This is a genomic window from Halolamina litorea (genome assembly GCF_026616205.1).
Lineage (GTDB): Archaea > Halobacteriota > Halobacteria > Halobacteriales > Haloferacaceae > Halolamina > Halolamina litorea.
Genome location: NZ_JANHGR010000001.1, coordinates 991111 through 1017121 on the forward strand (window position 1 = coordinate 991111; position 26011 = coordinate 1017121).

Genomic DNA, 26011 nt, shown 5'->3' on the forward strand with positions numbered 1-26011 from the left:
CTGTCGTGCCACCGGCAAAAACGCGCGCCCCGCGGCAGCCGAGGCGTCTCACTCGGCGTCCGGGGTCGCCACCCGCTCGCGGAGCCACTCGATCCCTTCGGCGACCCGCTCGGGATCCGTTCCGGTCACCTTCAGCCGGTTGTTCCCCTCCGTCGAGGGGTAGCTGCCGACCACGAGGTCGAACCGCTCGCGGAACGCGTCGAGAGTGTCGGTGAGCGACGCCTCGGGGGCGGTCGTCTCGATGCTCGTGCTCACGGCGTCGCCGCCGAACTCCTCGGCGACCAGTTCGAACATCGCCTCGAACTCCGCGGGCGGGCCGGGCAACACGTAGACGTTCTCGATCACACAGCCCGGCGAGAGGCCGGCGGGGTTGAGCAGGGGCCGAGAGCCCTCGGGCGTGGCGCCCCACGCGTGCAGGTCCAGATCGAGCGAGTCGGGATCGAGATCGTCGCGGTCAACGCCGCGGTACTCGGCCATCCGGTCGAGCAGATCCTCGCGCACGTCGGCGTCGAGGCCGAGGTCGCGCCCGAACGCGTCGCCGACGGCGTCCATCGTGATGTCGTCGTGGGTCCCGCCGAGGCCGCCACCGACGATCACGGCGTCGAACTGCTCGCGCCAGTCGGCGACGACGTCGGCGATCAGTTCCCGGTCGTCGGGGATCGTGAGCATGCGGGCGACGTTCGCGCCGCGCTCGTTCAGTCGACGGGCGAGTCGCTCGGCGTTGGTGTTCCGGGTGTCGCCGGCGAGGATCTCGTCTCCGACCGTCACGATGGCCACGTCCATAGCCGACCCACGGGCGGCGGGCCCCTGAGTCGTTCGGCTCCGACGCGAGCGACGCGGGCAGCGCGGTCGTCGGTGCCAGCACGGTCGCCGGTGTCGACGCCACGGTCGAACGCCGGAGCTATGAGTCGCTGCCGACCAGTCCGGACATGGCGTGGTACATCCTGATCCTTGCGGGGCTGTTCGAGGTAGCGTGGGCGATCGGACTCGAGTACTCCGAGGGGTTTTCGCGACCGATCCCGACCGCCGGCACCGTGCTCGCGCTGGTGATCTCGATGCTGCTGCTCGCGAAAGCCGTCGAGGAGCTGCAGGTCGGCACCGCCTACGCCGTCTGGACCGGCATCGGCGCCGTCGGGACGGCGCTGCTCGGGATCGGGCTGTTCGACGAGTCCGCAAGCCCCGAGCGGCTGGCGTTCATCGGCGTGATCGTGGTGGGGATCGTCGGCCTCCACTCCGTGTCGGCCTGAGAAGAACCGCGGTACGAGCGGTGGCGGCGGTCGCAGACCGCCGGTCGCTCGTTCAGTAGGACTTCGCGAAGTAGGCGGTCTCGTCGGCGCCGTCGCCACAGACCGCACACTCGGCACCGCCGGCGAGGACGGCCTCGTGGTGCTTCTCCTCGTCCTCGGGGAAGGGCACCATCACGATCTCGGCGGCCATCTGGTCGCCGATGGCCTCCTCACAGGCTTCGTCGCCACACCACGGCGTGCGGACGTAGCCGCCGTGCTGGCCGAGCGTGCCGAGGATGCCCGCGCGGTCGTCGGCGTCGCGGACGTTCTCCTCGATGTTCTCCTCGGCGGTGGCGAACAGCTTCGCGTAGACGGTGTCGAGCTCTTCCTGCACGGCGTCGGCGACGCCCTCGCGGTCGAGGGTGACCTCCTCGCCGTCGGGCCGGTGGACCGCCGTGATCTCGCCGTCCTCGACCTCGTGGGGACCGATCTCGAAGCGGACGGGGACTCCCTTCAGCTCCCACTCGTTGAACTTGAAGCCGGGGTTGCGCTCGTCCCGGTCGTCGAGTTCGACGCGGACGCCGGCGTCCTCGAGGTCGTCGGCGACGCCCTCGGCGTAGTCGAGCACCTCGTCTTTGGTGTCGGACTGCCAGATGGGGACGATCACGACCTGCTCGGGTGCGACGGTGGGGGGCAGCACGAGCCCCTGCTCGTCGGAGTGGGTCATGATCAGCGCGCCCAGCGAGCGCCACGAGAAGCCCCAGGAGGTCGTGTGGGCGACCCGCTCCTCCTCGTCCTCGTCGGAGTAGGTGATGTCGAACGCCTCCGCGAACGACTGGCCGAGGTGGTGGGAGGTCGCGCCCTGCACGGACTTTCCGTCGGGCATCAGCGCCTCGACGGTCGTCGTCGTGTCGGCGCCGGGGAACTTGTCGTGGTCGGGCTTCTGACCCCGCATCACGGGAATGGCGAGCACGTCCTCGTAGACCTCCTCGTACTGGTCGAGCCGGGTGAGCGTCTCCTCCCACGCGTCCTCGTCGGTCTCGTGGGCGGTGTGGCCCTCCTGCCAGAGGAACTCCTTGGTGCGGAAGAACGGCTTCGTTTCGGTCGCCTCCCAGCGCACGACGGAGGCCCACTGGTTCACGCGCAGGGGGAGGTCACGGTGGCTCCGGACCCACTGGGACATGTAGGGGGCGATGATGGACTCGGAGGTGGGCCGGACCGCGAGGCGCTCCTCCAGTTCCTCGTGACCGCCGTGGGTGACCCACGCGACCTCGGGGTCGAACCCTTCGACGATGTCCTTCTCCCGTTCGAGGTAGGACTCGGGGATGAACAGGGGGAAGTAGGCGTTCTGGACGCCCGTCTCCTTGAACCGCGCGTCGAGTTCACCCTGTACCCGCTCCCAGAGCCCGTAGGCTCGGGGTCGGGCGACGATGAACCCGGACATCCCTTCGGGGCCGTAGTTGGTGAGGCCCGCCTTCTGACAGACTTCGGCGTACCAGTCGCCGGTGGCGTACTCCTTGGACTCGGTGATCCCGAGCGTCTGACTGTCGTCGTCGCTCATACGCCGAGGGAGTGTCGGTCGCGGCTTAAAACGTCCGAAGGGTCGTCCCCGTGGCAGTGGGGCTCGTCGGATCGGTCCGGGCTCGCGACCAGAAGACAGTTCACACAGTTCTCGCTCCACACATGCATGCAGACCCATCTCTCACTGGCGTACGACTACCGGACGCCGACGCCACCCGACCTCGACGACGACATCCGGACGCCCCACGCGCTGGTCGAGACGTTCCTCCGGGAGTACACCGACCCCGGCGACACAGTTTTCGACCCGTTCGCGGGCTACGGCACTACGCTTCGGGTCGCCGAACGACTGGACCGGACACCGTACGGACTGGAGTACGAGACCGACCGTGTCGAGTACATCACCGAGCACGTCGACGCGCCGGCGAACGTCCGGCAGGGCGACGTCCGCGAGTTCGACGGCGACTGGCTCCCGCCGATCGACTGTTGTTTCACGTCGCCGCCGTTCATGGTGCGGGCCGACCACCGCAACCCGTTCCGGAACTACACGGGCGAGAGTAGCTACGACCAGTACCTCGACGACGTCGAGGCGGCGTTCGGCCGGGTCGCCTCGGTGCTCGCGCCGGGCGGCCACGCCGTCGTCGATATTGTCAACATGAAGTACGAGAGGCGGGTGACGCCGCTGGCGTGGGACGTGGCCGACCGCGTCGGGAACGTCCTCGACTTCGAGGGGGAGGTCGTCGTCGCGTGGGAGTCGGTGGCCGGCGACGGTCCCCTCGATGCCGACCGCGATGCCAGCGTGGCCGACCCCACCGGCGGCGTCTACGGCTACGGCTACGACCACTCGTACTGTCTGGTGTTCAGGAACCCCGAGAACTGAGCTGCCCCGACCCAGCAGCGCCGCTCAGTTGTCGCGAACGTCGACACCGAACGTCACGTCGACATCCGCCGGCTCCCCATCGCTGTAGACGAACCGCCCGCGGAACGTCCCGCCGTCGAGGACGACGGGCAGCCACTCGCGGTCGGTCTGCCACATCTCCGAGAGGGGAAGATCGTCGACGGGGAACCACGCGGGGTCGGCCTCCTCGGTCTCCTCCGGCGTGCCCGCGTACTCGGTCGCGCGGAACACGTGAACGACGGCGTCCCAGTCGTCAGAGCGGTAGACGAAGACGCCGGCCTTCTCGGGGTCGAGCACGTCGATACCGACTTCCTCGCGCACCTCGCGGACCACACACTGTCGGGGCGTCTCGCCCGGTTCGACTTTGCCGCCGGGGCCGACCCACTGTCCACTCCCGACGCCGCGTTTCTTCCGGATGAGCAGCGTCTCGTCGTGGGCCGGCCGACCGTCCTCGCCGCTCGGCTGATCGTCGTCGTCCCCGTCGACGAGGTGACACAGCGTCGCTGCGGGCAGTTCGTCGGCGTCGTCATCGAGCACGAGGGGCCCTTCGTCGGGGGGCGAAAAAGCGTGTCGCCGGCAGAGCCCCGTAGGTTTGGGAAGGCTTTTACCACCGCGCGGGGATACCTCCGGGTAAGCGGGTTCTCGCCGTACTTTCCCGCACGGCAACACCGGAGAGAATCACCGCCACTCTCGCGTCGGGTAACGCTGCCGACGCGAGCGTCTTCGACACATGAGTCAAGTAGATACGCAACTCGAGGAGTTGAAACGTGAGATCGAGGCAGAGATCCCCAGTACGATCTCGATTACCGACGTGAAGTACGAGGGCCCGGAGCTCGTGGTCTACACCCGGGACCCGAAGGAGTTCGCCGGCGACGGCAACCTGGTGCGACAGCTCGCGTCGAAGCTGCGAAAGCGCATCACCGTCCGCCCGGACCCGCAGGTACTCTCACGGCCCCGCGAAGCCCGTGAGAAGGTCATGGAGGTCATCCCGGAGGACGCCGGCGTCTCCGATCTTGACTTCCACGAGGACACCGGCGAGGTCGTCATCGAGGCCCAGAAGCCCGGCATGGTCATCGGCCGCCACGGCTCCACGCTCCGGGAGATCACCCGGGAAGTGGGCTGGACCCCCGAGGTCGTCCGCACGCCGCCGATCGAGTCCTCGACGGTCTCGAACGTCCGGAACTTCCTCAAACAGGAACGGCAGGAGCGCCGCGAGATCCTCGAACGGGTCGGCCGACAGATCCACCGCGAGGAGATGCAGGACGAGCAGTGGGTCCGCATCACCACGCTCGGCTGCTGTCGCGAGGTCGGCCGCGCGGCGTTCATCGTCAACACCGCGGAGACGCGCGTGCTGGTCGACTGCGGCGACAAGCCCGGCGCCGAGGGCGAGGTGCCGTACCTCCAGATCCCCGAGGCGCTGGGCGCCGGCGCCCAGAACCTCGACGCGGTCGTACTGACCCACGCCCACCTCGACCACTCCGCGCTGATCCCGCTCCTGTTCAAGTACGGCTACGACGGCCCCATCTACTGCACCGAGCCGACCCGTGACCTGATGGGCCTGCTGACGCTCGACTACCTCGACGTGGCGTCGAAGGAGGGTCGCACGCCGCCCTACGAGTCCGCACAGGTGCGCGAGGCAATCAAGCACTGCATCCCGCTCGAGTACGGCGACGTGACCGACATCGCGCCCGACCTCAAGCTCACCTTCCACAACGCGGGCCACATCCTCGGCTCGGCGGTGAGTCACTTCCACGTCGGCGACGGGCTCTACAACGTCTGTTTCTCGGGGGACATCCACTACGAGGACACCCGGCTGTTCAACGGCGCCGTCAACGACTTCCCCAGAGTGGAGGCGCTCGTGATGGAGTCGACCTACGGCGGGCGCAACGACTACCAGACCGACCAGGAGGACTCGGAGCGAAAGCTCATCGAAGCGATCAACGAGGTCCACGACAAGGGGGGGAAGGTGCTGATCCCCGCCTTCGCCGTGGGTCGGTCACAGGAGATCATGCTGGTCATCGAGGAGGCGATGCGGACCGGCAAGATTCCGGAGATGCCCGTCCACCTCGACGGGATGATCTGGGAGGCGACGGCGATCCACACGACCTACCCCGAGTACCTGCGTGACGACCTGCAGGACCGGATCTTCCACGAGGACGAGAACCCGTTCCTCGCCGACCAGTTCAACCACATCGACGGCGGCGAGGAGGAGCGACAGGAGGTCGCCGACGAGGGGCCGGCGATCATCCTCTCGACCTCCGGGATGGTCACCGGCGGCCCGATCATGTCGTGGCTGCGCCACCTCGGCAGCGACCCCGACTCGACGCTCACCTTCGTCGGCTACCAGGCACAGGGGACGCTCGGTCGCCGTATCCAGAACGGTTGGGACGAGATCCCGGTGTCTGACTTCGGCTCGGACCGCTCGGGCCGCGGGTCGACGCTCACCCTGGAGATGGACGTGAACACCGTCGACGGCTTCTCCGGCCACGCCGACCGTGAGGGCCTGATGAACTTCGTCCGGAACATGAGCCCGCGCCCGGAGAAGGTGCTCTGTGTCCACGGCGACGAGAGTTCGGTGCAGGACTTCTCCTCGGCGCTCTACCACGAGTTCAACATGCGCACGTTCGCGCCGAAGAACCTCGAAACGTTCCGCTTCAAGTGAACCGTTTTTGCGGGGGCATGTCCTCGGCGGCGTAACCGCCGCCTGCGGCCAGACCCCCGCAAAACCCGTTCATGCAAAATCGCTCGTCCTGCGGACTTTCTCGCGCCGAAGAACCTCGAACCGTTCCGCTTCAAGTAGCGGCGACCTTCCCTCTCAGTCGTCCGCGACGACGTCGGCCGGGTCCACGACCTCGCCCGACAGTTCGTCGATGCCGACTTGGTCGCAGTACTCCACCAGCGGGCACGCCTCCGGGCCGTCGAGGCAGGCCGGCTTCCGGGCGGTACAGTACTCCCGGCCGAACTGGATCATCGCCGTGTGGCCGAAGCCGCACTTCTCCGGTGGTACCGCCGCCTCAATCGCTTCCCGTACCTCTTCGTGGTCGGCGTCCGCGGGCGCGAGCCCCATCCGGCGCGCGATGCGGTGGACGTGGGTGTCGACGGGGAAGACGCCGTTGCGGCCGCCCGCGAACAGCAGCACGCAGTCGGCGGTCTTCGGGCCGACGCCCTTCATCTCCAGCAGGGTGTTCCGAACCTCATCGGGCGCTTCGGACTTCACGAAGCGGTCGAAGGCGTCTGCACTACCGTACTCGTCGACGACGCGCCCGGCGAGGCGGATGATCGTCTCGGACTTCTGGTTGTAGAGGCCGGCCGAGGAGATCGTCTCGGCCAGTTCGTCCTGCTCGGCGGCGGCGAGCGACTCCGCGAGGTCAGCGCCCTCTCCATACCGCGCCATCAGGCTGTCGTGGGCCGGCTGGCTCGCCTTGTCGCTCGTGTTCTGGCTCAGGATCGTCCGCACGAGACACTCGAAGGCGGCCTGTCCGCCGTAGGCCTTCTGCCAGTACATCTCGCCGAGTTCGTCGACGACGGCCTCCGCGCGAGTCGCGGGCGCGCCGTCGTCGGTGTCGGCGTCGCCCTCCGTGGGCCGCGGGTCATCGACCTCGCCCTCGATGTGCTCGCCGCCCCCGCCCGGGCCGCCGCTGATGTTCTCCGCCGGCTCGTCGGGTCGCTCGTCGACGCCGTCGGTCATGCTCGTACGTTCGGCGGCTTCGCGCAAAAGGTGTCCGGCAGCGGCGGTCGGCAGTCAGTTCTCCCCCGGCTCGACGCGGAGCGTGAGCCTCAGCTCCGCCCCCTCGTCGAGTGCGTCGATCAGGTCGCGGTCCAGATCGGCGGCGGCGCCGTCGGCGCCGACGAAGACGGTCCGGTCGTCAACGTACTCGCTCGTCCGACCGACGAGGCTTCGGTCGCCCTCGAAGGTGAGTTCCGGGTCACCGCGGGCAGTGAGGGTGTCAGTGAGCGTTCCGTCGTCGGTCTCGACGGCGAACTCGGCGGTTATCGTCGCCGACTCGGACTGACAGGCTGCGACGAACTCGTCGTCGAACTCGGCGGGCGTGGTGTCGGCCTCGATACCGACGATGCAGTCCCCGGCGGGGGTGAGCCAGTCGTCGCTGGTGAGTTCGACCGTGCTCGCGTGCTCGCCGCTGACGTGTTCGTGACCGCGTGCCCGAACCCGCTCGATACGGGCGGCGGCGCCGTCGTCCGTCGTCTCCGTCTCGCTCATACCGCCGAGTCGGCGACGACGAGGCAAGTGCCTGCCGGACCGGAACGACCATCGGGGCAGGTGTGTGGGTGCTTGACGGGCGGTAGCGGCCGTGTGAGGCAATTACACCCTGAGCTCACCGAAGAATTTAACTACGCCAAAAGCATACGTTCGTTCACCAGAACGCCTCCGGCGCTGGTGGCACCGCACGCAGAATGATCGGGAAATCTTATTCACGTTCCGTCGCGGTTCCGCGAGCGTCCGCTGCGTCCGGAGGGCGGATGGTACAGAGGTTTGATTAGCATGGTAACGAAAGAGGACGTACTCCAGAAGTACGACGTGGCAGCACTGAAAGACGAAGACAACGTTGATCTCCCCGACGAGAAGCTGGAAAGCGGTTCGAAGGGCGAGCTGATCAAGCTCGCCGGCCAGCTTCGGGATCGGCGAAACGACCTGAACCAGCTCGCATCCGAGCGAGCCTCCAAGCGTGACGACCTGAACGCGAAGACCCGCGAGAAGGTCGACGAGGCTCAGGAGCACCGCGAGAAGCGCGACGAGCTCAACGAGCAGGTCCAGGAGCACAAGGAGAAGCGAAACGAGCTCAACGCCGAGGCGAACGAGCTGTTCGACGAGGTCGAGGATATGAAGGAGGACCTCGAACTCGACGACGGCAAGGACGCCGAGCAGCTCCGTGAGGAGATCGAGGACCTCGAGTTCCGCCAGCAGACCGAGGTGCTCTCCGCGGAGGACGAGCGCGAACTCATCGAGGAGATCGAGGAGAAGCGCGAGCAGCTCGCCGAGCGCGAGGAGAAGGTCGACCAGAGCGGCGAGCTCGAGGAGACCGTCGAGGAGGCCGAGGAAGTCCGCTCCGAGGCGAGCCAGCACCACCAGAAGGTGACTGAGCTGGCCGACAAGGCCCAGGAGCACCACAACGAGATGATCGAGGCCTACCGGGAGGCCGACGAGATCCGTGACGAGGCCGACGAGATGCACGAGCTGTTCGTCGAGGCCCAGGAGGCGGCCGACCGCCACCACGAGGACTTCGTCCGCGTCCAGAAGCGCCTGCGCGAACTGGACAAGGAAGAAGAGGAAGAGCGCAAGGACGAGCGCGAGCAGAAGATGGAAGAGGAGAAGGAGGAAGCCGAGGAGATCTACCAGAAGTTCAAGGAAGGCGAGACCCTCGACACCGAGGACCTGATGAAGCTGCAGAAGACCGGCCTGCTGTAAGCTTCGGGAACACGTTTTCGTTTTTCGACTGTACCGCGATCGGGTAGCCTCGGCGTCGTCGGTGCCGCCGGCGCCGTTCGCGCCGCCGCGTTCGGGAAACTCGGCAACTATTTTTTGTACCACGGCGCCGCAGTACCGGCCATGTCTGACACGACCGACCAGTTCGGGCGGCTGTTCGTCGTCGTCGCGGGGACGCTCCTCGCGCTCGCCGCCGGCTGGCTGCTGTTCGTCGAGTATGCGGGTGACCTCGCGGACATCCTCGGCATCCTCCTCGCGCTCACGCTCGGCGGTATCGCCCTCAGGATCGCGGCCGGGATCGCCGAGAGCCAGTTCCCGAGCTACAACGTCGCGGAAGTCGGAGTCGAGGGGCCGATCACCCGTGACGGCGGCGGGAGCCGACCGATTCCGACGGGTCCGGTCGGCGCGACCGCCGACGAGATCGCCGACCAGATCGACGCGGCCGACGACGACCCCGCCGTCGACGCGCTGTTGGTCAAACTCAACACGCCCGGCGGCGAGATCGTCCCCAGCGAGGACATCCGCAACGCCGCGGCCGACTTCGACGGCCCGACCGTCGCCTACGCGACCGACGTCTGTGCGAGCGGTGGCTACTGGATCGCCGCCGGCTGCGACGAGATATGGGCCCGCGAGCCCTCGCTGGTGGGCTCGATCGGCGTGATCGGCTCCCGGCCCAACCTCGCCGGCCTCGCCGACCGGCTCGGGGTCAGCTACGAGCAGTTCACCGCCGGCGAGTACAAGGACGCCGGCACGCCGCTGAAAGAGATCGAGGAGCACGAACGCCAGTACCTCCAGGACATGATCGACGAGAGCTACGACCAGTTCGTCGAACGCGTCGCCGAGGGCCGCGGGCTAGCCGAGGAAGCGATCCGTGACACCGAGGCTCGGGTCTACCACGGCGAGGCCGCGCTCGAACTGGGGCTGGTCGACGAGATCGGCACCCGTGAGGACGTAACCGATCGGGTCGAGGAACGACTCGGCGAAGAAGTCTCCGTCCGGGAGTTCTCCCCCCATCGCGGCCCGCTCGCTCGGGTCGGCATGGGTGCGCGATCACTGGCCTACGCGTTCGGCGCCGGCCTCGCCAGCCGCGTCGACGCCGACGGGCTGGGGTTCGATCTGCGGACGTGAGCGCTCACGTCTGGGAACCGAGCGTGAGAGCGACCCGAAGCTTAACGTCGCGGCGCCCGTCCCCTCCCCTGTGACCACGCTGGTCCTCTGTGTTGACCGCTCCAACGACGTCGGCGCCAAGTCGGGCGCGTCCATGCCCGTCGCCGGCTGGGAGGCGGTCCGCTCGCTCGTCACCGACGTGGGGTTGGCAGACCCCGAGGATGCGAGCGTCAACTGCCTGCTCGAAGCCCTCCGCGTCGCGCGCGACCTCACCGATAGCGGCGACGACGCCACCGTCGCGGTCGTCTCGGGCGGCGGCGAGTCCCGGGTCGGTGCTGACCGCGCCATCGCCCAGCAGATCGACGACCTCATCGAACGCTACGACCCGGAGTCGGCCATCGTCGTCGTCGACAGCGCCGAGGACGAACGGGTCGTCCCGATCGTCGAGTCCCGCGTCGGCGTCGACGGCGTCGACCGCGTCGTCGTCCGGCAGGCCCGCGACATCGAGTCCACCTACTACCTGCTCAAACAGTTCCTCGGCGACGAGGAGATGCGCCAGACCGTCCTCGTACCGCTCGGAGTCGCGCTGCTCGTGCTGCCGGCGCTCGCCATCCAGTTCTCGACGCAGGTGGCGATGGCGGGGTTGGCCTCGCTGTTGGGTGCCGTCTTACTGTACAAGGGGTTGGCCATCGACGACCGACTCGAGAACACGCCCGAACAGGTTCGTGAAGCCCTCTACTCCGGGCAGGTGTCGGTCGTCACCTACGCCGTCGCCGTCGGGCTCGCACTCGTCGGTGCGTTCCTCGGCGGGCTCTCGGCAACCGACGCCGCCAGTGAACCGGCGCTGATCCGCGTCGCCTTCTTCGCCTACGACGCGGTTCCGTGGCTCGCGCTCGCGGCGTTGACGGCGTCCGCCGGTCGGCTGGTCGACGAGCGCATCCGCGACGAACGACTCACCTCGCCGGTGTTGAACCTCCCGTTCGGCGTCGTCGCCGTCGGGCTGGTCGTGCGGGGGTTCACGGGCTACTTCCTCGAACGGCAGGCCGGCGTCGACCACCTCCGGCTCGCACTATCGGGCACGGAAATCACGTTCCAACCGGGCCAGCGGCTGTTGGGGTTCATCGTTGCCGGCGTCGTCGTCTCGCTGATCGGCGTGCGGGTGGCCGCACGCGTCACCGAGGACGTCGAAGAAGCGGACGGTATCGAGGCCGACGCCGAGCCCGAACAGTCCTAGAACTGCCCCGGCGTCCCGGACCGACTGCTCGTCTCGTCGCCTTTCGGTCGGATCACGTCCGCCAGCGCCACCACGCCGCCGAGCAGCCAGCCAAGCGGGACGGCGATGCCGAACCACATGGCGACGTACGCCGGCCCGCGGAGGGCGAAGTTGTCCCGGATGATCTGGTTGAGTCCCCCGACCGTGAGCACGTTGTCGAGGATCCAGATGGCGAGGTTGGTGCTCCCGGTTAGGACGCCCGCCAGCGCCGGCGAGTAGAGCGCTGCGACCACCGGCGGCAAGAACAGCGCGGTCATCGCGGCGGGATACGCGAACAGGACGCTCGTGAGCCGGCCGCCCCGGCTGGAGAACACGTACGCCAAGGCCGCGGCGACGGTCGCGACGCCGCCGGCGGCGGCGACGGCGATCAAGCCGTCAGTCGAGAACTGTCTGAGCCACGCGCCGACGGTGAGCAGCCCCCACACTACTGCCGCGAGGCCGACGACGCCGACGATGCCCAGCCGGGTCGTCGCCGAGTCGAGCTTCCCCGCGTAGTAGCGCGTAGCGAACCCGAGGAGGAGGAGCGGGTAGCCGATCACCACCAGCGGCAGCCCGAGCGCGGCCCAGCCGTAGTAGCTCACCTTCTGGGCGCCGCTCTCTGGCTGCCAGCGGCCGAGCACGCTGCTGGGGTTGAGCTGCCTGGGGAACAGCAGCTCCATCCACGTCGCGTGGAGGCGCGCGACGTCGATGCGGATGGCGTCGATCAGTCCGGTTCGTTGCCCTTGCATTGGGCGTGGAGAGTAGCCGCGCCGAAGTGAAAGTTGCGGTGCGGTGGACCCGTGCAGTTCGTCCCGTTTTCAGCCGGTAGAAGGACTCAAACGCAGGTATCAGTATCGACCTATCAACGCAGTACGGTGGTGCTAGCGCGACTCGGAGAAGCGTTCGCGGGCGAACCGCGCCAGCAGCGGCACGTCGCTCAGCCGAAGGAGCTTCCGCATCGCGCCGACGTTGCCGGCGTTGACCTTCGCCAGCGTCTCCTCCTCGGTCGCGTTCAGGTCCGCCATCAGCTTGTCGTAGCGGGAGTTCGGCGCGAGGTAGAGCAGTTCGGTCATCAGCAGGCGCTCGCGCATCCGCGGGGCGACTTCGCTGTGCCAGAGCTTGTTGTACACCGCCATCGCCGCCGCCGAGGTGTCGGGCTCCTCGGGCGTGAGACAGCGGTCGGCCGTCGTCGCCGCCGCGCGACCGGACTGCATTCCCTTGTGGATGCCCTCTCCCCACAGCGGGTCGATAGAGGGGACGGTGTCGCCGACAGCCATGAAGTTGTCAGTGCTGAGTTCGCCCGGCATCTGGATGTGGGCCGAGCCGCGGTGGACCTTCCCCTCCAGCCGTTCGGCGTCCTCGAAGCGCGGGTCGGTGTCCATCCAGTACTGGAGGTAGTCGTCGATCCCCATCCCGTCCTTGCCGTGGTCGCGGTGGCTCTGGTTCTGGATGTAGCAGATCCCGACCTTGGCCTCGTCGCCGCCGGTGTGGAAGATCCACGAGTAGCCGCCGGGCGCGAGGTCGTGGTCGAGTCGGAGCATCATCGAGTCGGTCAGGTCGGCGTAGTCGGGGTGGTCGATCTCGACGCCTTCGAGTTCGTACTCGACGCCGATGGCCTGCTTGCCGCGTTCGAGGTCGCTGACGCCGAGGTCCTTGGCCAGCGGCGCCGCCGGGCCGGTGGCGTCGACGATGATGTCGCCGTAGACCTCCTCGTCGCCGTTGTAGCGGACGCCGACGGCCGCGCCGTCCTCGGTGATCGGTCGGGAGACGCGGGCGTCGAACCAGACCTCGGCGCCCTTCTCGCGGGCGTCGGCGACGAGCCACTGTTTGAACTCGGCGAACTCCAAGACGGCACCGGGCTGGTTCTGGACGTAGTGGTCGTTGGGTGACTCAAGCACCACGTCGTCGGTGTAGTTCATCACCACGTCGTCGGGGACGCCGAAGGCGGCCATCATCGACGGGAACGTACCGGCGGTCGACTTGTTGCTCTGACGCGGGAACTCGTCCTCCGACTCAAGTTCCAAGAGGACGACGTCGTAGCCTCGCTGGGCGAGGTCTCGGGCACACTGTGCGCCCGCCGGACCCGCCCCCGCGACGACCACGTCAAAACGGTCGGACATGAACACACGAAGCGCGGTGCGCGTAATGAGTGTTGCTAACTACGCGGCGACCCCTGCGAGAAGGTGGCGCACGCAGCCGTTTTCCGTCGCCGCTCGTGGGTCGGAACGTCCGTCGAAAAAAGCTCGCGCCGGCGGCCTCAGTAGAACTCCCGAACGAGGTCCGTGGCGTTCTCGGGGGCGCCGTCGGGGATCTCGGTCATGTCCTCGGTGACGCCGTGGGCCTCGTGGTAGGGAACCGAGTTCTCGTCCTGGTAGAGCACGCCCTGGTACTCGCTGTCGCCGTCGAGGATGCGCTCTTTGGCCTGGTCGAAGTCGCTCGCGTCGTGGTCGGTCTCCGCGAGGTCCGTGAGGTTGTCGCGGAAGTAGTCGTACGTGTCCGTGTCGTTGAACGTGACACACGGCGAGAACACGTTGACGAAGCCGAAGCCGTCGTGCTCGATGGCCTGCTGGACCAGTTCGGCGTGGCGCTGGGCGTCGGAGGCGAACGACTGGGCGATGAAGGTTCCACCCGCGGAGAGCGCCAGGGCGAGGGGGTTGACCGGCGGCTGCTTGGGCCCCTGGGGCGTCGTCGCCGTCTCGAAGTCCTCGCGGCTCGTCGGCGAGGCCTGGCCCTTGGTGAGCCCGTAGATGCGGTTGTCCATCACGACGTAGCTCATGTCGACGTTCCGGCGCACTGCGTGGATGAAGTGGCCCGACCCGATCGAGTAGCCGTCGCCGTCGCCGCCGGCGACCATCACTTCGAGGTCGGGGTTGGCCATCTTCACGCCCGTGCCGACCGGTAGCGCCCGGCCGTGAACGCCGTGGAGCGCGTAGCTGTGCATGTACGTGCCGATCTTGCCCGAACAGCCGATGCCGGCGACGACGAACGTGTTGTCGGGGTCGTTGCCCGTGTTCGCCAGCGCCTTCATCATGCCGTTCATCGTCCCGAAGTCACCGCATCCGGGACACCAGGTGGGCTGCTTGTCGGATTTGAAGTCGATGAATCGAGTCTCGCTGCTCATTGGAGCACCTCCGTGATCTCCGCGGCCAGCTCGTCGGCCTTGAAGCCGACGCCGTTGTACTTGTTCACCCGGTCCACGCGCTGGAGCGTGTCGTGTTCCAGCACGTCCGCGAACTGCCCGGTCGCGTTACACTCGACGACGACGACCTGCTCCGCGGCCTCGAACGCCTCGGTCAGGTCCGGCCGCGGGAAGAGGTACGGCACCGAGAGGAACCGGAACTCGGGGGCGTCCTCGTCCATGAGGTCCATCGCCTCGTTGATGGTGCCCTCGTTGGACCCCCACGAGACCACGAGGTTGTCGGCGTCGGGGTTGCCGAACTCCCGGGGGCTCCAGTCCTCGCGCTCCTTGGCCGTCTCGACCTTGCGCTCGCGCTTGTGGACCTGCTCCATCCGGACTTCCGTGTCCTCGGTCCGCCGGCCGAGTTCGTTGTGCTCCAGCCCCGTGGACATGTGGGCGCCGTCGGTCGTCCCCGGCTTCGCGCGGGGGCTGATGCCGTCCTCGGTGGCGGCGTGGGCGCGGAAGCGGCCCTCCTCGTCGAGCCACTCCTCGACCTCGTCCTCGTCGACGAGTTTCCCGCGGTCGATCTCGACTTCGTCCATGTCGAACGCTTCCGGCGGGAACGTCTGTTCGGTGACGGCCATCTCGAGGTCCGAGACCAGGTACACCGGCGTCTGGTACTTCTCGGCGTAGTTGAACGCCTCGACGGTCTTCCAGAAACACTCCGCGATGGTCGTCGGCGCGACGACGAAGCGAGGGATCTCGCCGTGGCCGCCGTAGAGGGTCATGTTCAGGTCGCCCTGCTCCTGTTTGGTCGGCATCCCCGTCGAGGGGCCCGAGCGCATTACGTCACAGATCACCAGCGGCGTCTCGCTCTGGGCGACCAGCCCGAACGTCTCGGTCATCAGGTCGATCCCGGGACCGGAGGTCGCGGTCATCGACCGCGCGCCGGCGCGGGCCGCACCCAGCGCCATGTTGATCGCCGAGAGTTCGTCCTCGGCCTGTACGACGTGGCCGCCGTAGCGCTCCAGCCGGCCGGTCAGGTACTCCATCACGTCCGTCGCGGGCGTGATCGGGTAGCCCGAGTAGAACCGACAGCCGGCCGCGAGCGCGCCCATCCCGATGGCCTCGTCGCCGTTGATGAGGACGTAGTTCTCGTCGGTGGTTTCGAGTTCGTACTCGAACTCCGCGCTCGCGGCCTCGTAGTTCTCCTCGACGAACTCCGCGCCGAGGTCGGCGGCGGCCTTGTTGTTCTCGACGATGGACTGGCCCTTGTCGCCGAAGCGCTTCTCCAGCGAGGAGGCGAGGTGCTCGATCGGGAAGTCCGTGACCTCACACGCGGCGCCGAGGGCGACGATGTTGCGCATGATGGCGCCGCCCGCGTCCTCCGCGAGGGACTTGAGGGGAACGTCCATCCCGACCATCCCGTCGGGGATTTCGAGGTCCTGCATCGACGTTCGCTCGCCGTCGTAGATGATGACCGATCCCTCGTGGAGCTCCTCGAGGTTCTCGTCGACGGTGCGCTGGGTCAGCGCGATCAGGACGTCGAGACGGTCCACGGTGCTCTCGACGGGGTCGATGGCGGTCCGAACCTTGTAGGCGGTGTAGCCACCCCGGATCCGTGAGGCGAAGTCCTTCGAGGTGAACACGTGTCGACCGGCTCGGGAGAGTGCTCTCGCGAAGATCTTCCCGGTCGAGTCGATGCCATCGCCGGCCTCGCCGCCGATGGCCCAATTGAAGTCCGCTGGCATGCTGCGATTGAGTTCCCACGGACGGTGCAAAAGCCTTCTGAAGCGTGTCACCATCCGGCAGATTCTCGCCACGATCTTCGCGCAGAACCGACCGTTCGTACGGGGCGGAACCGCCGGAGGCGGAAGCGGCTTTAGGGCCGAGGGAGAACCGCGTGTATGGACGCAACCGATGTCGAGGTGGTCGACCGGGAGACGGTCGGCCCCGACACGTTCACGCTCACCTTCGAGACGCCGGCCGGTTTCGAGGGGCTGGCGGGACAGTTCGTCAGGCTCTCCGCGGACGTGGCCGGCGACAGCTACGCGCGCTTCTACACGCTCTCCTCGCCCGACACCGTCGACACCTTCGAGGTCACCGTCGAGGTCCACGAGGACGGCGGCCCCTTCAGTGAACACCTCGCAGACCTCACCCCCGGCGACGAACTGACGATGGCCGGCCCCTACGGCGACGACTACTACGAGGACGAGGCGCGTGCGGTCGTGCTTGCAGGCGGCCCGGGCATCGGCGCCGCCGTCGCCATCGCCGAGGCGGCACTCGCGAACGACGCCGAAGCGGCCGTCGTCTACCGCTACAGCGACGAACCGGCCCACACCGACCGACTCGACGCGCTGGTCGACGCCGGCGCCGACGTGGCGACGCTGGGCGACGACGCGGACGACGAGGCGTTCCACGCGGCCGTCGATGACGCCCTGACCAACGCCGACGGCGAGGGGCTGTTCGTCTACGGCTTCGCCGACTTCGTCGATCTGGCGACCGAAGCCATCGAGGCCGCCGGCGGCGACGCGGACGGGGCGAAAGTCGAGAGCTTCGGGTAAGCGCAGTCGCGGCGCGTGAGCAGCGAGGGAGCAGGACGCCGGAACGGGTGGATGAGGTCGTCAACGAGCGCCGGCATCCACTGAGGTCCAGTAGGCTGTTTATACTCAGTATCGGCTGTCCGCAAACGGGACGCATGGAGAACGAGTGCGCGGTCTCTCGCCGCACGTTCCTTCGAGCGGGCACCGCGAGCGCCGCCACGACGACGGCGGCCGGGACCGCAGCGGCACAGGAGAGCACCGAGAACGGGACGGCGACCGCCGGCGGCGGTGGCGGTGGGACAACCCACACCGTCGACATGACTGATGATCTCGTCTTCGACCCCGCGGAGGTCACGGTCGCGGCCGGTGATACCGTCGTCTGGGAGAACGTCGGTACGATCGGGCACAGCGCCACCGCCTACGAGGACGAGATTCCCGAGGGAGCCGAGTTCTGGGCATCCGGCGGCTTCGACGCCGAACAGCCCGCCCGTGACGGCTACCCTGAACAGGGGGACATCCCCGGGGGCGAGAGCTACGAGCACACGTTCGAGACGGTTGGGACACACGAGTACTTCTGTATCCCCCACGAGAGCGTGGGCATGCTCGGCACCCTCGAAGTCGTCGAAGACCTCGAACCGACGGGAGCCCCCGAGGCGGCCGGACCCGCGGTCCCCAGCGGCGCGCGGACCCTGGGCGTCGGCGTCGCGTTCGCGATGTCGGCGACGTTGGTACTCGCCTACTTCTTCCTGAAGTTCGGCGGCGACAGCCCCGGCCACGAGACCGAGGAGTAAGCGGGAGCGACTCGTCGGTCCGCATCGACTCGTCGTCGACGGACGCCGAAATCGCGGCCGGAGACCCTCGGATGGGGGTTACGTCGCGTCTTCGGCGACATAGAGATGTCCACACGGGCTTCGGCGACCGCTGCTCGATCGAGTCGCCTCCGCGACCTCGCGCTCGGCCCGGAACCAAAGTATTCACTATCGGGCGTGTACAAGCCCGGTGTATGGAGAACGACGACGCCCTTTCTCGCCGCTCGTTCATTCGTGCCGGCACCGCCGGCGCCGCGGCGACGACGGCGGTCGGGACGGCGGCGGCACAGGAGGGTACCACAACCGGGACCGCGACCGGAACCGAGTCGGGCGGTGGCGGCGGCGAGACACACGTCGTCGACATGACCGACGACCTCGTGTTCGCGCCCAAGGAGATCACGATCGCACCCGGCGACACGGTCGTCTGGGAGAACGTGGGTTCGATCGGGCACAGCGTGACCGCCTACGAGGACGAGATTCCCGAGGGAGCCGAGTTCTGGGCATCCGGCGGCTTCGACGCCGAACAGCCCGCCCGTGACGGCTACCCCGAACAGGGGGACATCCCCGGGGGCGAGAGCTACGAGCACACGTTCGAGGTCGAAGGGGAGCACGGCTACTTCTGTATCCCCCACGAGCAGGTCGGCATGGTCGGGACCGTCATCGTCAGCGCCGACGCGGGCGGTGAGGGCGAGGGCGAGGCCGCTGGCCCCGCAGTGCCCGACAGCGCGAAGACGCTCGGCGTCGGCGCCACCTTCGCGATGGCGGCGACGCTGCTGATCGCCTTCTTCTTCCTGAAGTTCGGCGGCGACAGCCCGGGCCACGAAGCCCAGGAGTAGCTCAGAACAGTCCGCGTTCCGCGCGGATCTCCTCGTAGCAGTCGAGATACGTCCGTAGGACCGCGCCGTGGTCGAACGACTCGTAGCGCTCGTTGTACTCGCGGTGGGCGACGGCCCCCGCCTCGGTGATGACCCGCGCCATCTCCTCCGGGCTGGTGACCCGCCGCCCGCGCTCCCGGCCCTCGACCAGTTCGTGTGCGCTGGAGCCCGCTTGGTACTCGACGACGCCGAGACAGCCACAAGCCAGCGCGCGGAGTAGTGCCGTGGCGAACGGCTCCGAGGAGGCGGTCTGGGCGAACACGTGGGCGCCCTTGTAGATGCTCGCACGCTCCCGTTCGGACAGCGCGCCGGTGAACGTGATCCGGTCGTCGATGCGGAGCTCCCGCGCGGCCGTCTCCACGGCCTCGCGCTCGGGGCCGTCACCGATGATCGCCGCCGACCAGTCCCGCTGTCGGCGTTCAGCCAGCGCAAGCAGGAGCGTCCCGACGTTCGCGTGTTCGTCGAGCCGTCGGGCGTACACCACGTCGAAGCGGTCGTCGACCGGCGCCTCCTGAATCAACTCCACGTCGATGCTCTCGGGGACGACCCGAACCGCGCCGTCGTCGACGCCGCGCTCGCGGACCCGCGTGCGGATCAACTCCGAGGGCGTCGTCACGATGTCGGCGCCGGCGGCCGCCCGCCGCTCGCTGCCCGGCTCGCTCGATCCGTCGCCGAACCAGTCGACGAGGACCGGCGTCCGCAGGAGCGTCGCGACCGTCTCGGTGACGGAGACGTGTCGGGGGACTCCCTGCACGGCGTGGATCACGTCGGCGCCGGCGCGCCACAGCGCCGCCGGCAGTTTCGCGGCGAACGCGCGGCTGGTCGGCTCGGTCGTCACACGACGGTACTGGATCCCCTCGTGTTCGAACGACGGGACGGCGTCGCCGCCCCACCACTGGGCACAGAGGAAGGTGACTTCGTGGCCCCGGTCGGCCAGCAGGCGCGCGGTCCGTTGCGCTCGCTCCAGTCCCCGCCGGTCGCGGTGATGGGCGGTCTCCATGGAGACGAACGCGACGTGCACGTGGCGTGGTAGCTTCCCGGGGGGTAAAAACTGCCCCGACTCGGGGCGACTCTGCCACGGCCGACCCACTACCCGGGAGCGACCGGTACATAGGTAAGGGTCGAACGCTTAGCGTCGGCAATGGCAAACTCACCGACCGATATCGACCAACAGTATGCCAAGCGACTGTTCATCCTCACCGTGCTCTGGCTCGTGCTCGTGCTGGGCGCTGGTGGGGTGATGGTGTACTTCCTGTAGAACTGCGGTCCGCCGGAGCACGGCGGCTCCGGCCGGGTGTCACCGTCGCGGTTTAGAGCATCCCTTCGGCTTCCAGCCCGTCCATCACGTCGTCGACGAGCGACTCCACGTCGCTGTAGGGGAACTCCTGTTGCCCGCCCAGCTTTGCGGCGAGCTCCATCGCGGTGAACGACACGTCGCCAGCCTCGAAGCGCGTGCTCGGCCCCTGCGGGAGCGCGGGCACGAGGTCCATCTGGCTGCCGACCGGGAAGTCAGCGCCCTCGAAGGCTTCGGTGAGCTGTGCACGGAGTTCGCGTTCGGTTTCCTCGTCGACCATACCCCCTTATGCCGCCGAACGTCGGATAAGCGTTTCCGAAACGGTGCAGAACCCGCCGCGGGTTCCCACTCCCCGCCCACGGAACCCCGGCCGATTGACCGGAACCGTCCCCCTTTAGACCGGTGCGCCCGGTGTTACGAGCATGGCGTTCGACTTCGATTTCGACCTGCTGCAGGACCTCACAGAGACCAGCGGCGTCCCCGGCTACGAGGACCGCGTGCGTGACCTCGTTCGCGAGGAACTCGAAGCCAGCACCGACAGCGTCACCACGGACGCGATGGGCAACGTCGTCGGCACCATCGAGGGCGAGGGCGACTACGAGGTCGCCGTCGCCGCCCACATGGACGAGATCGGCTTCATGGTCAAACACATCGACGACGACGGCTTCCTCAAGATCGACGCCCTCGGCGGCTGGGACGCCCGCGTGCTGCGGGCCCAGCGCGTCGTCGTCCACGGCGAGGAGGACATCACCGGCGTCTTCGGCTCGGTCCCGCCCCACACGCTCGACGAGGCGCCCGACGGCGAGGAGGAGGTCGGCGACCGCGTCGTCGACCTGGGCCGCGACGCCGAGGAGGTCGAGGAACTGGTCAGCGTCGGCGACATCGTCACGATGGAGCAGTCGACGATCCAGATGGGCGACTCGGTGACGGGCAAGGCCCTCGACGACCGCGTCTGCCTGTTCGCGATGCTCGAAGCCGCCCGTGAGATCGAGAGCCCCGACGCGACGATCCACTTCTGTGCGACGGTGCAGGAGGAGGTCGGCATCCGCGGCGCGACGGCGCTGGGCGTCGACGTGGCCCCGGACCTCGCCATCGCCCTGGACGTGACCATCGCGAGCGACATCCCCGGCGTCAGCGAGGACAAGCACGTCACCGCGCTCGGCGACGGCGCCGCGATCAAGCTGAAGGACAGCTCCGTCATCACGACGCCGAAGGTCCACAAGCGCCTCCGGAGCGTCGCCGAGGGCGAGGAGATCGACTACCAGCTCGAAGTGCTCCCCGCCGGCGGTACCGACACGGCCGGCTTCCAGAACACCAACGGCGCCATCCCCGTCGGCGCGCTCTCGATCCCGACGCGCTACCTCCACACCGTCACGGAGACCGCCAACGGCGACGACATCCGGTCGACCATCGACCTGCTGACGGCGTTCCTCGAGAGCGAGGACGGCCAGCACGACTACTCGCTGTAACCGACCGCGCCGAGGAGAAACACAGTTTTCGCCTGCGCGCCGCGGTCGTCGATGATCTGTGGCCGCGCGTCCCCGACCACGGCTCCCGGTCGGCGACGACGCGGGCGGCCGTTCCCGCGGTGTAGGAACGGCCGACAGGGACTCACAAGTGGAAACCCCTTTCTCGGTCAGGGGCGAACCACCCACGACCCCGCCGAGTGACTGACCGATGAAGGAGCACGAGTTCGTCTGCCAGGACTGTGGCCAGCACATCGAGGTCAACGAGCCGATGCATCAGGCCATCCTGCAGAACGGCTGTCCGGTCTGTTCTGCGTCCGCCGAGCCGGCGGATTTCGAGTAGCTACTCCCTGTCGAATTCGGTTCGGCGACCCGTGAGTTCGGTCGTCTCGAACTCGTAGAGTCGGATGTCGAGTTCGGCCTTCGGCTCGCCCCAGATCTCGAACAGCGGGCGCTTGGCCTCGCCGTACTGCTGGATCTGTTCGACCGACAGCTCCGCCGGATCGATCTCGTGGAGCCTCCCCGCGGCGACGACGCTCCGGTACTCTCCCTCGCCGTCGTCGTCGTAGACGGCGAAGCGCGCGGACGTGTCGGGCCGGAGGAAGCGGCGCTTCTCGCTCTCGGGCGTCGAGACCAGCCTGAAGTAGAACGTCCGACGCTCGGGGTCGTAGCCGTACGAGACCGGCGCGGCGTAGGGGTCGTCCGCTTCGGCGAGTGAGAGCACTCCCGTCTCCTTCTCACCGAGGAACGCGTCCGTCTCCTCCCGCGTCATCTCGGTCTCTCGGGCGAGTGGCATGGCTATCCGGACTCAACAGAGCTTGGTGCTAAGCCGTTACGGTTGCGTCGGCGGCCCCTCGTCGAACACGTCGGCGAACAGCTTCCGCTGGGCGGCGACGAGATGCTCGGTGAACGTCGAGCGGGATATCCCCAACTGCTCGGCGAGTTCGGTCGCGTTCGCCCCTTTCGGCCGTTCGAAGTAGCCCTCGTGGTAGGCCGTCCGGAGGACCTCCGACTGCCGGTCGGTGAGCTTCCCGCGGTTGACGAAGCGCCTGTCGTCGGGGCTCCCCGACAGCGGCGGCTGGAGGAGCCGCTGGACGTTCGCCGAGGGGAACCGGTCCCGGAGCGCACCGATCACCGTCTGTAGCTGTTCGAAGGACTCGGCGTGGAACACGAGGGTGAGTTCGCCGCCCTCGGCGAGATAGCGGTGGATCGGGCACTCGAACTCCCCCAGACAGGCACAGGGGCAGTCGGCGTCGTGTTCGACACGGTATACGTCGGCCGCACCGTAGGAGAACATCGGCTCGGCGTCGACGGTGTCCGGCGACCGGTCGAGCAGGAACTCCGTGACCGGCTGGCCGTCGGTCGTGACGCTCGTGGCGACGCTGTCGACGACACCACCCGCGGCGACCCGAGCCACCGGGCAGCCTGCAGGCGCGTCGAACCCCACCGTCGCACGGATTCCCGATCCCATCGTTGCGAGTTGATGATGAATGCCCGCTGACTTTAGTTCGGCGGTCGCTGCGTGGATTGGTGACAGCCAACACTAGCACTTAAACCACCCACGATATGCGTGCCCTACCCTTGTGGGGTATCGTCCCCCACCCAGAAGTATGAGCTACGCCGTCCCGGTCACTGAGAACCGCGGCCAGAACGCGTCGGGCGAGGAACGGGTCCACGGGGAGGGAAAGATCACCGACCTCCTCGACGCACTGGACGACCCGGACTGCCGGGCGGTACTCGAAGCAACCGGCGAGCGGCCCCTCTCGGCGAAGGAGATAGTCGAACGCTGTGAGATACCCACCTCGACCGCCTACCGAAAGATCGAGCGACTCGTCGAACTCGACCTGCTCCGCGAGGGTATCAGGGTCCGGAGCACCGGGAACCACGCCAAGGAGTACAGTCGCCGCGTCGAGCAGGTCGCGCTCTCTATCGACGACGGCGGGACGGAGGTCCGCATCGTCGAACGCGACGCCGCACCGGCACCGTAGCCCGCGGCGTCACTCCGGGGCGTCGACGGCGCTTCGGACCAACGCGGCCTCCGCTTTTCGCAGGTGTTCCGCGGCCGTGCTCGCGCCGCAGTCCAACTGCTCGCTCACGTCGTCGAGCGTCGCCTCGCGTGGCTCCTCGTAGTAGCCGACCGCCAGCGCGGCGCTGAGGACTTCCCGTTGCCGGTCTGTCAGCCCCGTCTCGCCGCGTGCCACCGCGCTCGCCCCGCTCCGGATTCGCCGGACCGACACGGTGGCGCCGTCCGGCGTCCGGTCGAGGCAGCGCTGGATCGCCCCCGAACGCCCGACGACGGTCAGCCGCATCGACCGGTCGGTGTCGTAGACGATGGGCGGAACGACGACGAGGTCGCCGTCGGTGAAGCTCTCGACCAGCGCGCGGTCGCCGCCGTCGAGTCGCTCCTTCACGAAGAGGTAGAACCCGTCCTCCCCGGCCGTCGTCGACGGCTCGACGGCCTGAGCGCTCGGCACGTCGGCGATGGCCTCGGCGAACGGCTCGCGCGGGCCGTCGACGTAGAACAGCAACACGTTCGCCTCGAAGCCGTGGGGGTTCCACTGGAGCAGCCGCGTCGGCCCGTACGCCGGGTGGTCGGCCACAAAGGCGTGCATCGGGTGCACCAACGCCTCGTCGATGCCGAGTTCCAGCACCACCGTCTTCATCGCCGGCACCATTCGGGCCGACTCACTTAAAGAGTGGCAGATGTGGGGCAGAACGCGCACCTCCGAACGGGACGGATGGGAACGTGCGGGCCGGGCCCTCATTCCCATCCGGCCCGTTCGCCACTATGAGTTTACAGCGCCCCCGGCCGGACGCCGACGCCGCGTCGCTCGGAGACCGTCTCGCCCCGTACGTCGTCGACCGTGACGACCACCGGAACGCGCCCGCGTTCGTCGTCCGGCCCGACGAGGTGCAGGCCGTGCTCGAGGTCCTCCGGGCCGAGGCCGGCTTCGACCACTGTGCCTGCGTCACCGCACAGGAGTACCCCGACCGCTACGAGACCATCTACCACCTGCGCAAGTACGACGACCCGACAGACGAGGTCAGCGTCGTCGTCCCGACGGACCACGAGCGCCCGGTCTCGGAGAGTGCGTCTCCGGTGTACGAGACGGCGGCGTGGCACGAACGGGAGGCCTACGACCTCGTGGGGATCGAGTACGGCGACCATCCGGACCTGCGTCGGATCCTCCTGCCCGAGACGTGGCAGGGCCACCCCCTCTCCCGTGACTACGAACAGGACCGGTCACAGATCGTTCCCCTCGCCGAGAACGCGAACCCCATCGAGGACGACCAGCGCGAGGGCGACACGATGTTCCTCAACATCGGTCCACACCACCCGGCGACCCACGGCGTACTCCACGTCGAGACGGTCCTCGACGGCGAGCAGGTCGTCGACGTGAACCCCGACATCGGCTACATCCACCGGTGTGAGGAACAGATGGCCCAGAACGGCACCTACCGCCACCAGATCATGCCCTACACCGACCGCTGGGACTGGAGCGGCGCCGGCCTCTGCAACGAGTGGGCGTACGCCCGCGTCGCCGAGACGTTCTTCGACATCGAGGTGCCCGAGTACGCACAGACGATCCGGACGATGGCGGCCGAACTCTCGCGGATCCTCGGCCACATGCTCGCGGTCGGCACCTACGCCCTCGACGTGATCAGCGAGTTCACGGCGACGTTCATGTACGCCATCGAGGAGCGCGAGCGGGTCCAAAGTCTGCTCGAGGACCTCACGGGCCAGCGGCTGATGTTCAACTACTTCCGGGTGGGCGGACTGGTCTGGGACCTGCCCGAACCACGGGAGGCGTTCCTCGACGACGTTCGTGAGTACGTCGACGGCGTGAGCCGCCGTATCGGTGAGTTCTACGACCTGCTGACGGCCAACGAGATCATCCAGCTCCGGACCGTCGGGACGGGCGTCCTCGATCCGGAGACCGCCAAAGCGTACGGCTGTACCGGCCCAGTCGCTCGCGCCTCCGGCGTCGATTACGACCTGCGCCGGGACGACCCCTACGGCGCCTACGACGACCTCGACTGGGACGTGATCACCGAGGAGGACGGCGACAACTTCGCCAGACTGCTCGTCCGGATGCGCGAGGTCGAGGAGTCCGCCCGCATCGTCGGCCAGTGTGCCGACCGACTCGCCGACTGGCCCGAGGCCGAGCGCAACATCCAGGCGAACGTCCCCCGCACGCTCCGGCCCGACGACGACGCCGAAATCTACACCGCCGTCGAGGCGGCGAAGGGTGAACTCGGCATCTACATGCGTTCGGACGGCACGGACTCCCCCGCCCGGTTCAAGATCCGGGGTCCCTCGTTCTCGCACCTTCAGGCGCTCCCGTCGATGGCCGAGGGCGAGTACCTCCCCGACCTGATCGCCACGCTCGGGAGCCTCGACCCGATCATGGGCGAGGTCGACCGGTAGCTCCCGCCCGACCACGCGGTTCGCTATCGTACG

Annotated in this window: 27 protein-coding genes; 13 read left to right on the forward strand and 14 right to left on the reverse strand. The window is 68.0% G+C overall.

The window, feature by feature from the left end; translation table 11 throughout:
- Nucleotides 1–48: 48 nt before the first annotated feature.
- A complete protein-coding gene (locus NO998_RS05295; protein WP_267646025.1) occupies nt 49–783 on the reverse strand; it encodes a competence/damage-inducible protein A in 735 nt (244 codons plus the stop codon).
- Nucleotides 784–929: 146 nt separating this feature from the next.
- Here NO998_RS05295 and sugE point away from each other — a divergent pair, with 146 nt between their 5' ends.
- The gene (gene sugE, locus NO998_RS05300; protein ID WP_267646026.1) at nt 930–1247 is read left to right on the forward strand and encodes a quaternary ammonium compound efflux SMR transporter SugE; all 318 of its coding nucleotides are present in this window, start codon (nt 930–932) and stop codon (nt 1245–1247) included.
- 52 nt (nt 1248–1299) lie between these two features.
- Here sugE and proS read toward each other — a convergent pair whose 3' ends face one another.
- Entirely contained in the window at nt 1300–2787 is a 1488-nt protein-coding gene (gene proS, locus NO998_RS05305; RefSeq protein WP_267646028.1) for a proline--tRNA ligase, read from the reverse strand.
- A 126-nt stretch (nt 2788–2913) separates the two neighbouring features.
- On the opposite strand from proS, the gene NO998_RS05310 reads away from it, so the two are divergent.
- Nucleotides 2914–3624, forward strand: a complete 711-nt coding sequence (locus NO998_RS05310) for a DNA methyltransferase (RefSeq protein WP_267646029.1) — start codon at nt 2914–2916, stop codon at nt 3622–3624.
- A 24-nt stretch (nt 3625–3648) separates the two neighbouring features.
- Here NO998_RS05310 and NO998_RS05315 read toward each other — a convergent pair whose 3' ends face one another.
- Entirely contained in the window at nt 3649–4179 is a 531-nt protein-coding gene (locus tag NO998_RS05315; protein WP_267646030.1) for an 8-oxo-dGTP diphosphatase, read from the reverse strand.
- A 193-nt stretch (nt 4180–4372) separates the two neighbouring features.
- Here NO998_RS05315 and NO998_RS05320 point away from each other — a divergent pair, with 193 nt between their 5' ends.
- On the forward strand, nt 4373–6304 hold the full coding sequence (locus tag NO998_RS05320; protein ID WP_267646031.1) for a beta-CASP ribonuclease aCPSF1: 1932 nt from the start codon (nt 4373–4375) through the stop codon (nt 6302–6304).
- Between the two features lie 153 nt (nt 6305–6457).
- Here the strand turns inward: NO998_RS05320 and NO998_RS05325 are convergent, their stop codons facing one another.
- Both NO998_RS05325 and NO998_RS05330 read right to left on the reverse strand, forming a co-directional pair.
- The gene (locus tag NO998_RS05325; RefSeq protein WP_267646032.1) at nt 6458–7330 is read right to left on the reverse strand and encodes an endonuclease III domain-containing protein; all 873 of its coding nucleotides are present in this window, start codon (nt 7328–7330) and stop codon (nt 6458–6460) included.
- 54 nt (nt 7331–7384) lie between these two features.
- Nucleotides 7385–7861, reverse strand: coding sequence for a DUF371 domain-containing protein (locus NO998_RS05330; RefSeq protein ID WP_267646033.1), 477 nt, complete (start codon nt 7859–7861; stop codon nt 7385–7387).
- Nucleotides 7862–8143: 282 nt separating this feature from the next.
- On the opposite strand from NO998_RS05330, the gene NO998_RS05335 reads away from it, so the two are divergent.
- The 3 genes from NO998_RS05335 to NO998_RS05345 all read left to right on the forward strand — a co-directional run bounded on the left by NO998_RS05335 (nt 8144) and on the right by NO998_RS05345 (nt 11426).
- Nucleotides 8144–9067, forward strand: coding sequence for a coiled-coil protein (locus tag NO998_RS05335; RefSeq protein WP_267646034.1), 924 nt, complete (start codon nt 8144–8146; stop codon nt 9065–9067).
- A 141-nt stretch (nt 9068–9208) separates the two neighbouring features.
- On the forward strand, nt 9209–10213 hold the full coding sequence (gene sppA / locus NO998_RS05340; protein WP_267646035.1) for a signal peptide peptidase SppA: 1005 nt from the start codon (nt 9209–9211) through the stop codon (nt 10211–10213).
- Between the two features lie 70 nt (nt 10214–10283).
- Nucleotides 10284–11426, forward strand: a complete 1143-nt coding sequence (locus tag NO998_RS05345) for a DUF373 family protein (RefSeq protein ID WP_267646036.1) — start codon at nt 10284–10286, stop codon at nt 11424–11426.
- On the opposite strand, the gene NO998_RS05350 is transcribed toward NO998_RS05345, so the two are convergent.
- The 4 genes from NO998_RS05350 to NO998_RS05365 all read right to left on the reverse strand — a co-directional run bounded on the left by NO998_RS05350 (nt 11423) and on the right by NO998_RS05365 (nt 16313).
- A complete protein-coding gene (locus tag NO998_RS05350; RefSeq protein WP_267646037.1) occupies nt 11423–12193 on the reverse strand; it encodes a hypothetical protein in 771 nt (256 codons plus the stop codon). The two genes, NO998_RS05345 and NO998_RS05350, sit on opposite strands and share 4 nt — an antisense overlap.
- Before the next feature lie 132 nt (nt 12194–12325).
- Entirely contained in the window at nt 12326–13564 is a 1239-nt protein-coding gene (locus tag NO998_RS05355; RefSeq protein WP_267646038.1) for a digeranylgeranylglycerophospholipid reductase, read from the reverse strand.
- Between the two features lie 137 nt (nt 13565–13701).
- Nucleotides 13702–14565 (reverse strand): 2-oxoacid:ferredoxin oxidoreductase subunit beta, encoded by an 864-nt coding sequence (locus tag NO998_RS05360; protein WP_267646039.1) that lies wholly within the window; start codon nt 14563–14565, stop codon nt 13702–13704.
- Entirely contained in the window at nt 14562–16313 is a 1752-nt protein-coding gene (locus NO998_RS05365) for a 2-oxoacid:acceptor oxidoreductase subunit alpha (RefSeq protein ID WP_267646040.1), read from the reverse strand. The genes NO998_RS05360 and NO998_RS05365 overlap by 4 nt, the downstream gene beginning before the upstream one ends.
- A 156-nt stretch (nt 16314–16469) precedes the next feature.
- Between NO998_RS05365 and NO998_RS05370 the strand changes: the two genes are divergently transcribed.
- The 3 genes from NO998_RS05370 to NO998_RS05380 all read left to right on the forward strand — a co-directional run bounded on the left by NO998_RS05370 (nt 16470) and on the right by NO998_RS05380 (nt 18750).
- Nucleotides 16470–17126 carry an FAD-dependent oxidoreductase gene (locus NO998_RS05370; protein WP_267646041.1) on the forward strand — a complete coding sequence of 219 codons (657 nt, stop codon included), beginning with the start codon at nt 16470–16472 and terminating at the stop codon, nt 17124–17126.
- A gap of 134 nt (nt 17127–17260) precedes the next feature.
- Complete coding sequence (locus NO998_RS05375; RefSeq protein WP_267646042.1) at nt 17261–17896, forward strand: plastocyanin/azurin family copper-binding protein; 636 nt, start codon at nt 17261–17263, stop codon at nt 17894–17896.
- A 212-nt stretch (nt 17897–18108) separates the two neighbouring features.
- The gene (locus NO998_RS05380) at nt 18109–18750 is read left to right on the forward strand and encodes a plastocyanin/azurin family copper-binding protein (RefSeq protein ID WP_267646043.1); all 642 of its coding nucleotides are present in this window, start codon (nt 18109–18111) and stop codon (nt 18748–18750) included.
- Between the two features lies 1 nt (nt 18751).
- On the opposite strand, the gene NO998_RS05385 is transcribed toward NO998_RS05380, so the two are convergent.
- Nucleotides 18752–19810, reverse strand: a complete 1059-nt coding sequence (locus tag NO998_RS05385; RefSeq protein WP_267646044.1) for a glycosyltransferase family 4 protein — start codon at nt 19808–19810, stop codon at nt 18752–18754.
- Nucleotides 19811–20099: 289 nt separating this feature from the next.
- On the reverse strand, nt 20100–20363 hold the full coding sequence (locus NO998_RS05390) for an MTH865 family protein (protein ID WP_267646045.1): 264 nt from the start codon (nt 20361–20363) through the stop codon (nt 20100–20102).
- A 142-nt stretch (nt 20364–20505) separates the two neighbouring features.
- Here NO998_RS05390 and NO998_RS05395 point away from each other — a divergent pair, with 142 nt between their 5' ends.
- Together NO998_RS05395 and NO998_RS05400 are read left to right on the forward strand one after the other, a co-directional pair.
- Nucleotides 20506–21552 carry a M42 family metallopeptidase gene (locus NO998_RS05395; protein ID WP_267646046.1) on the forward strand — a complete coding sequence of 349 codons (1047 nt, stop codon included), beginning with the start codon at nt 20506–20508 and terminating at the stop codon, nt 21550–21552.
- 208 nt (nt 21553–21760) lie between these two features.
- On the forward strand, nt 21761–21892 hold the full coding sequence (locus NO998_RS05400) for a DUF7560 family zinc ribbon protein (RefSeq protein ID WP_267646047.1): 132 nt from the start codon (nt 21761–21763) through the stop codon (nt 21890–21892).
- Here the strand turns inward: NO998_RS05400 and NO998_RS05405 are convergent, their stop codons facing one another.
- Both NO998_RS05405 and NO998_RS05410 read right to left on the reverse strand, forming a co-directional pair.
- Nucleotides 21893–22345, reverse strand: coding sequence for a pyridoxamine 5'-phosphate oxidase family protein (locus NO998_RS05405; RefSeq protein WP_267646048.1), 453 nt, complete (start codon nt 22343–22345; stop codon nt 21893–21895). It lies immediately after the preceding gene.
- 36 nt (nt 22346–22381) lie between these two features.
- Nucleotides 22382–23020, reverse strand: coding sequence for a helix-turn-helix domain-containing protein (locus NO998_RS05410; RefSeq protein ID WP_267646049.1), 639 nt, complete (start codon nt 23018–23020; stop codon nt 22382–22384).
- A 139-nt stretch (nt 23021–23159) separates the two neighbouring features.
- Between NO998_RS05410 and NO998_RS05415 the strand changes: the two genes are divergently transcribed.
- Nucleotides 23160–23537, forward strand: coding sequence for a helix-turn-helix domain-containing protein (locus NO998_RS05415; RefSeq protein WP_267646050.1), 378 nt, complete (start codon nt 23160–23162; stop codon nt 23535–23537).
- 9 nt (nt 23538–23546) lie between these two features.
- Here NO998_RS05415 and NO998_RS05420 read toward each other — a convergent pair whose 3' ends face one another.
- On the reverse strand, nt 23547–24212 hold the full coding sequence (locus NO998_RS05420; protein ID WP_267646051.1) for a helix-turn-helix domain-containing protein: 666 nt from the start codon (nt 24210–24212) through the stop codon (nt 23547–23549).
- A gap of 125 nt (nt 24213–24337) precedes the next feature.
- On the opposite strand from NO998_RS05420, the gene NO998_RS05425 reads away from it, so the two are divergent.
- Nucleotides 24338–25978, forward strand: a complete 1641-nt coding sequence (locus NO998_RS05425; RefSeq protein ID WP_267646052.1) for an NADH-quinone oxidoreductase subunit D — start codon at nt 24338–24340, stop codon at nt 25976–25978.
- The last annotated feature ends 33 nt before the right edge of the window (nt 25979–26011 follow it).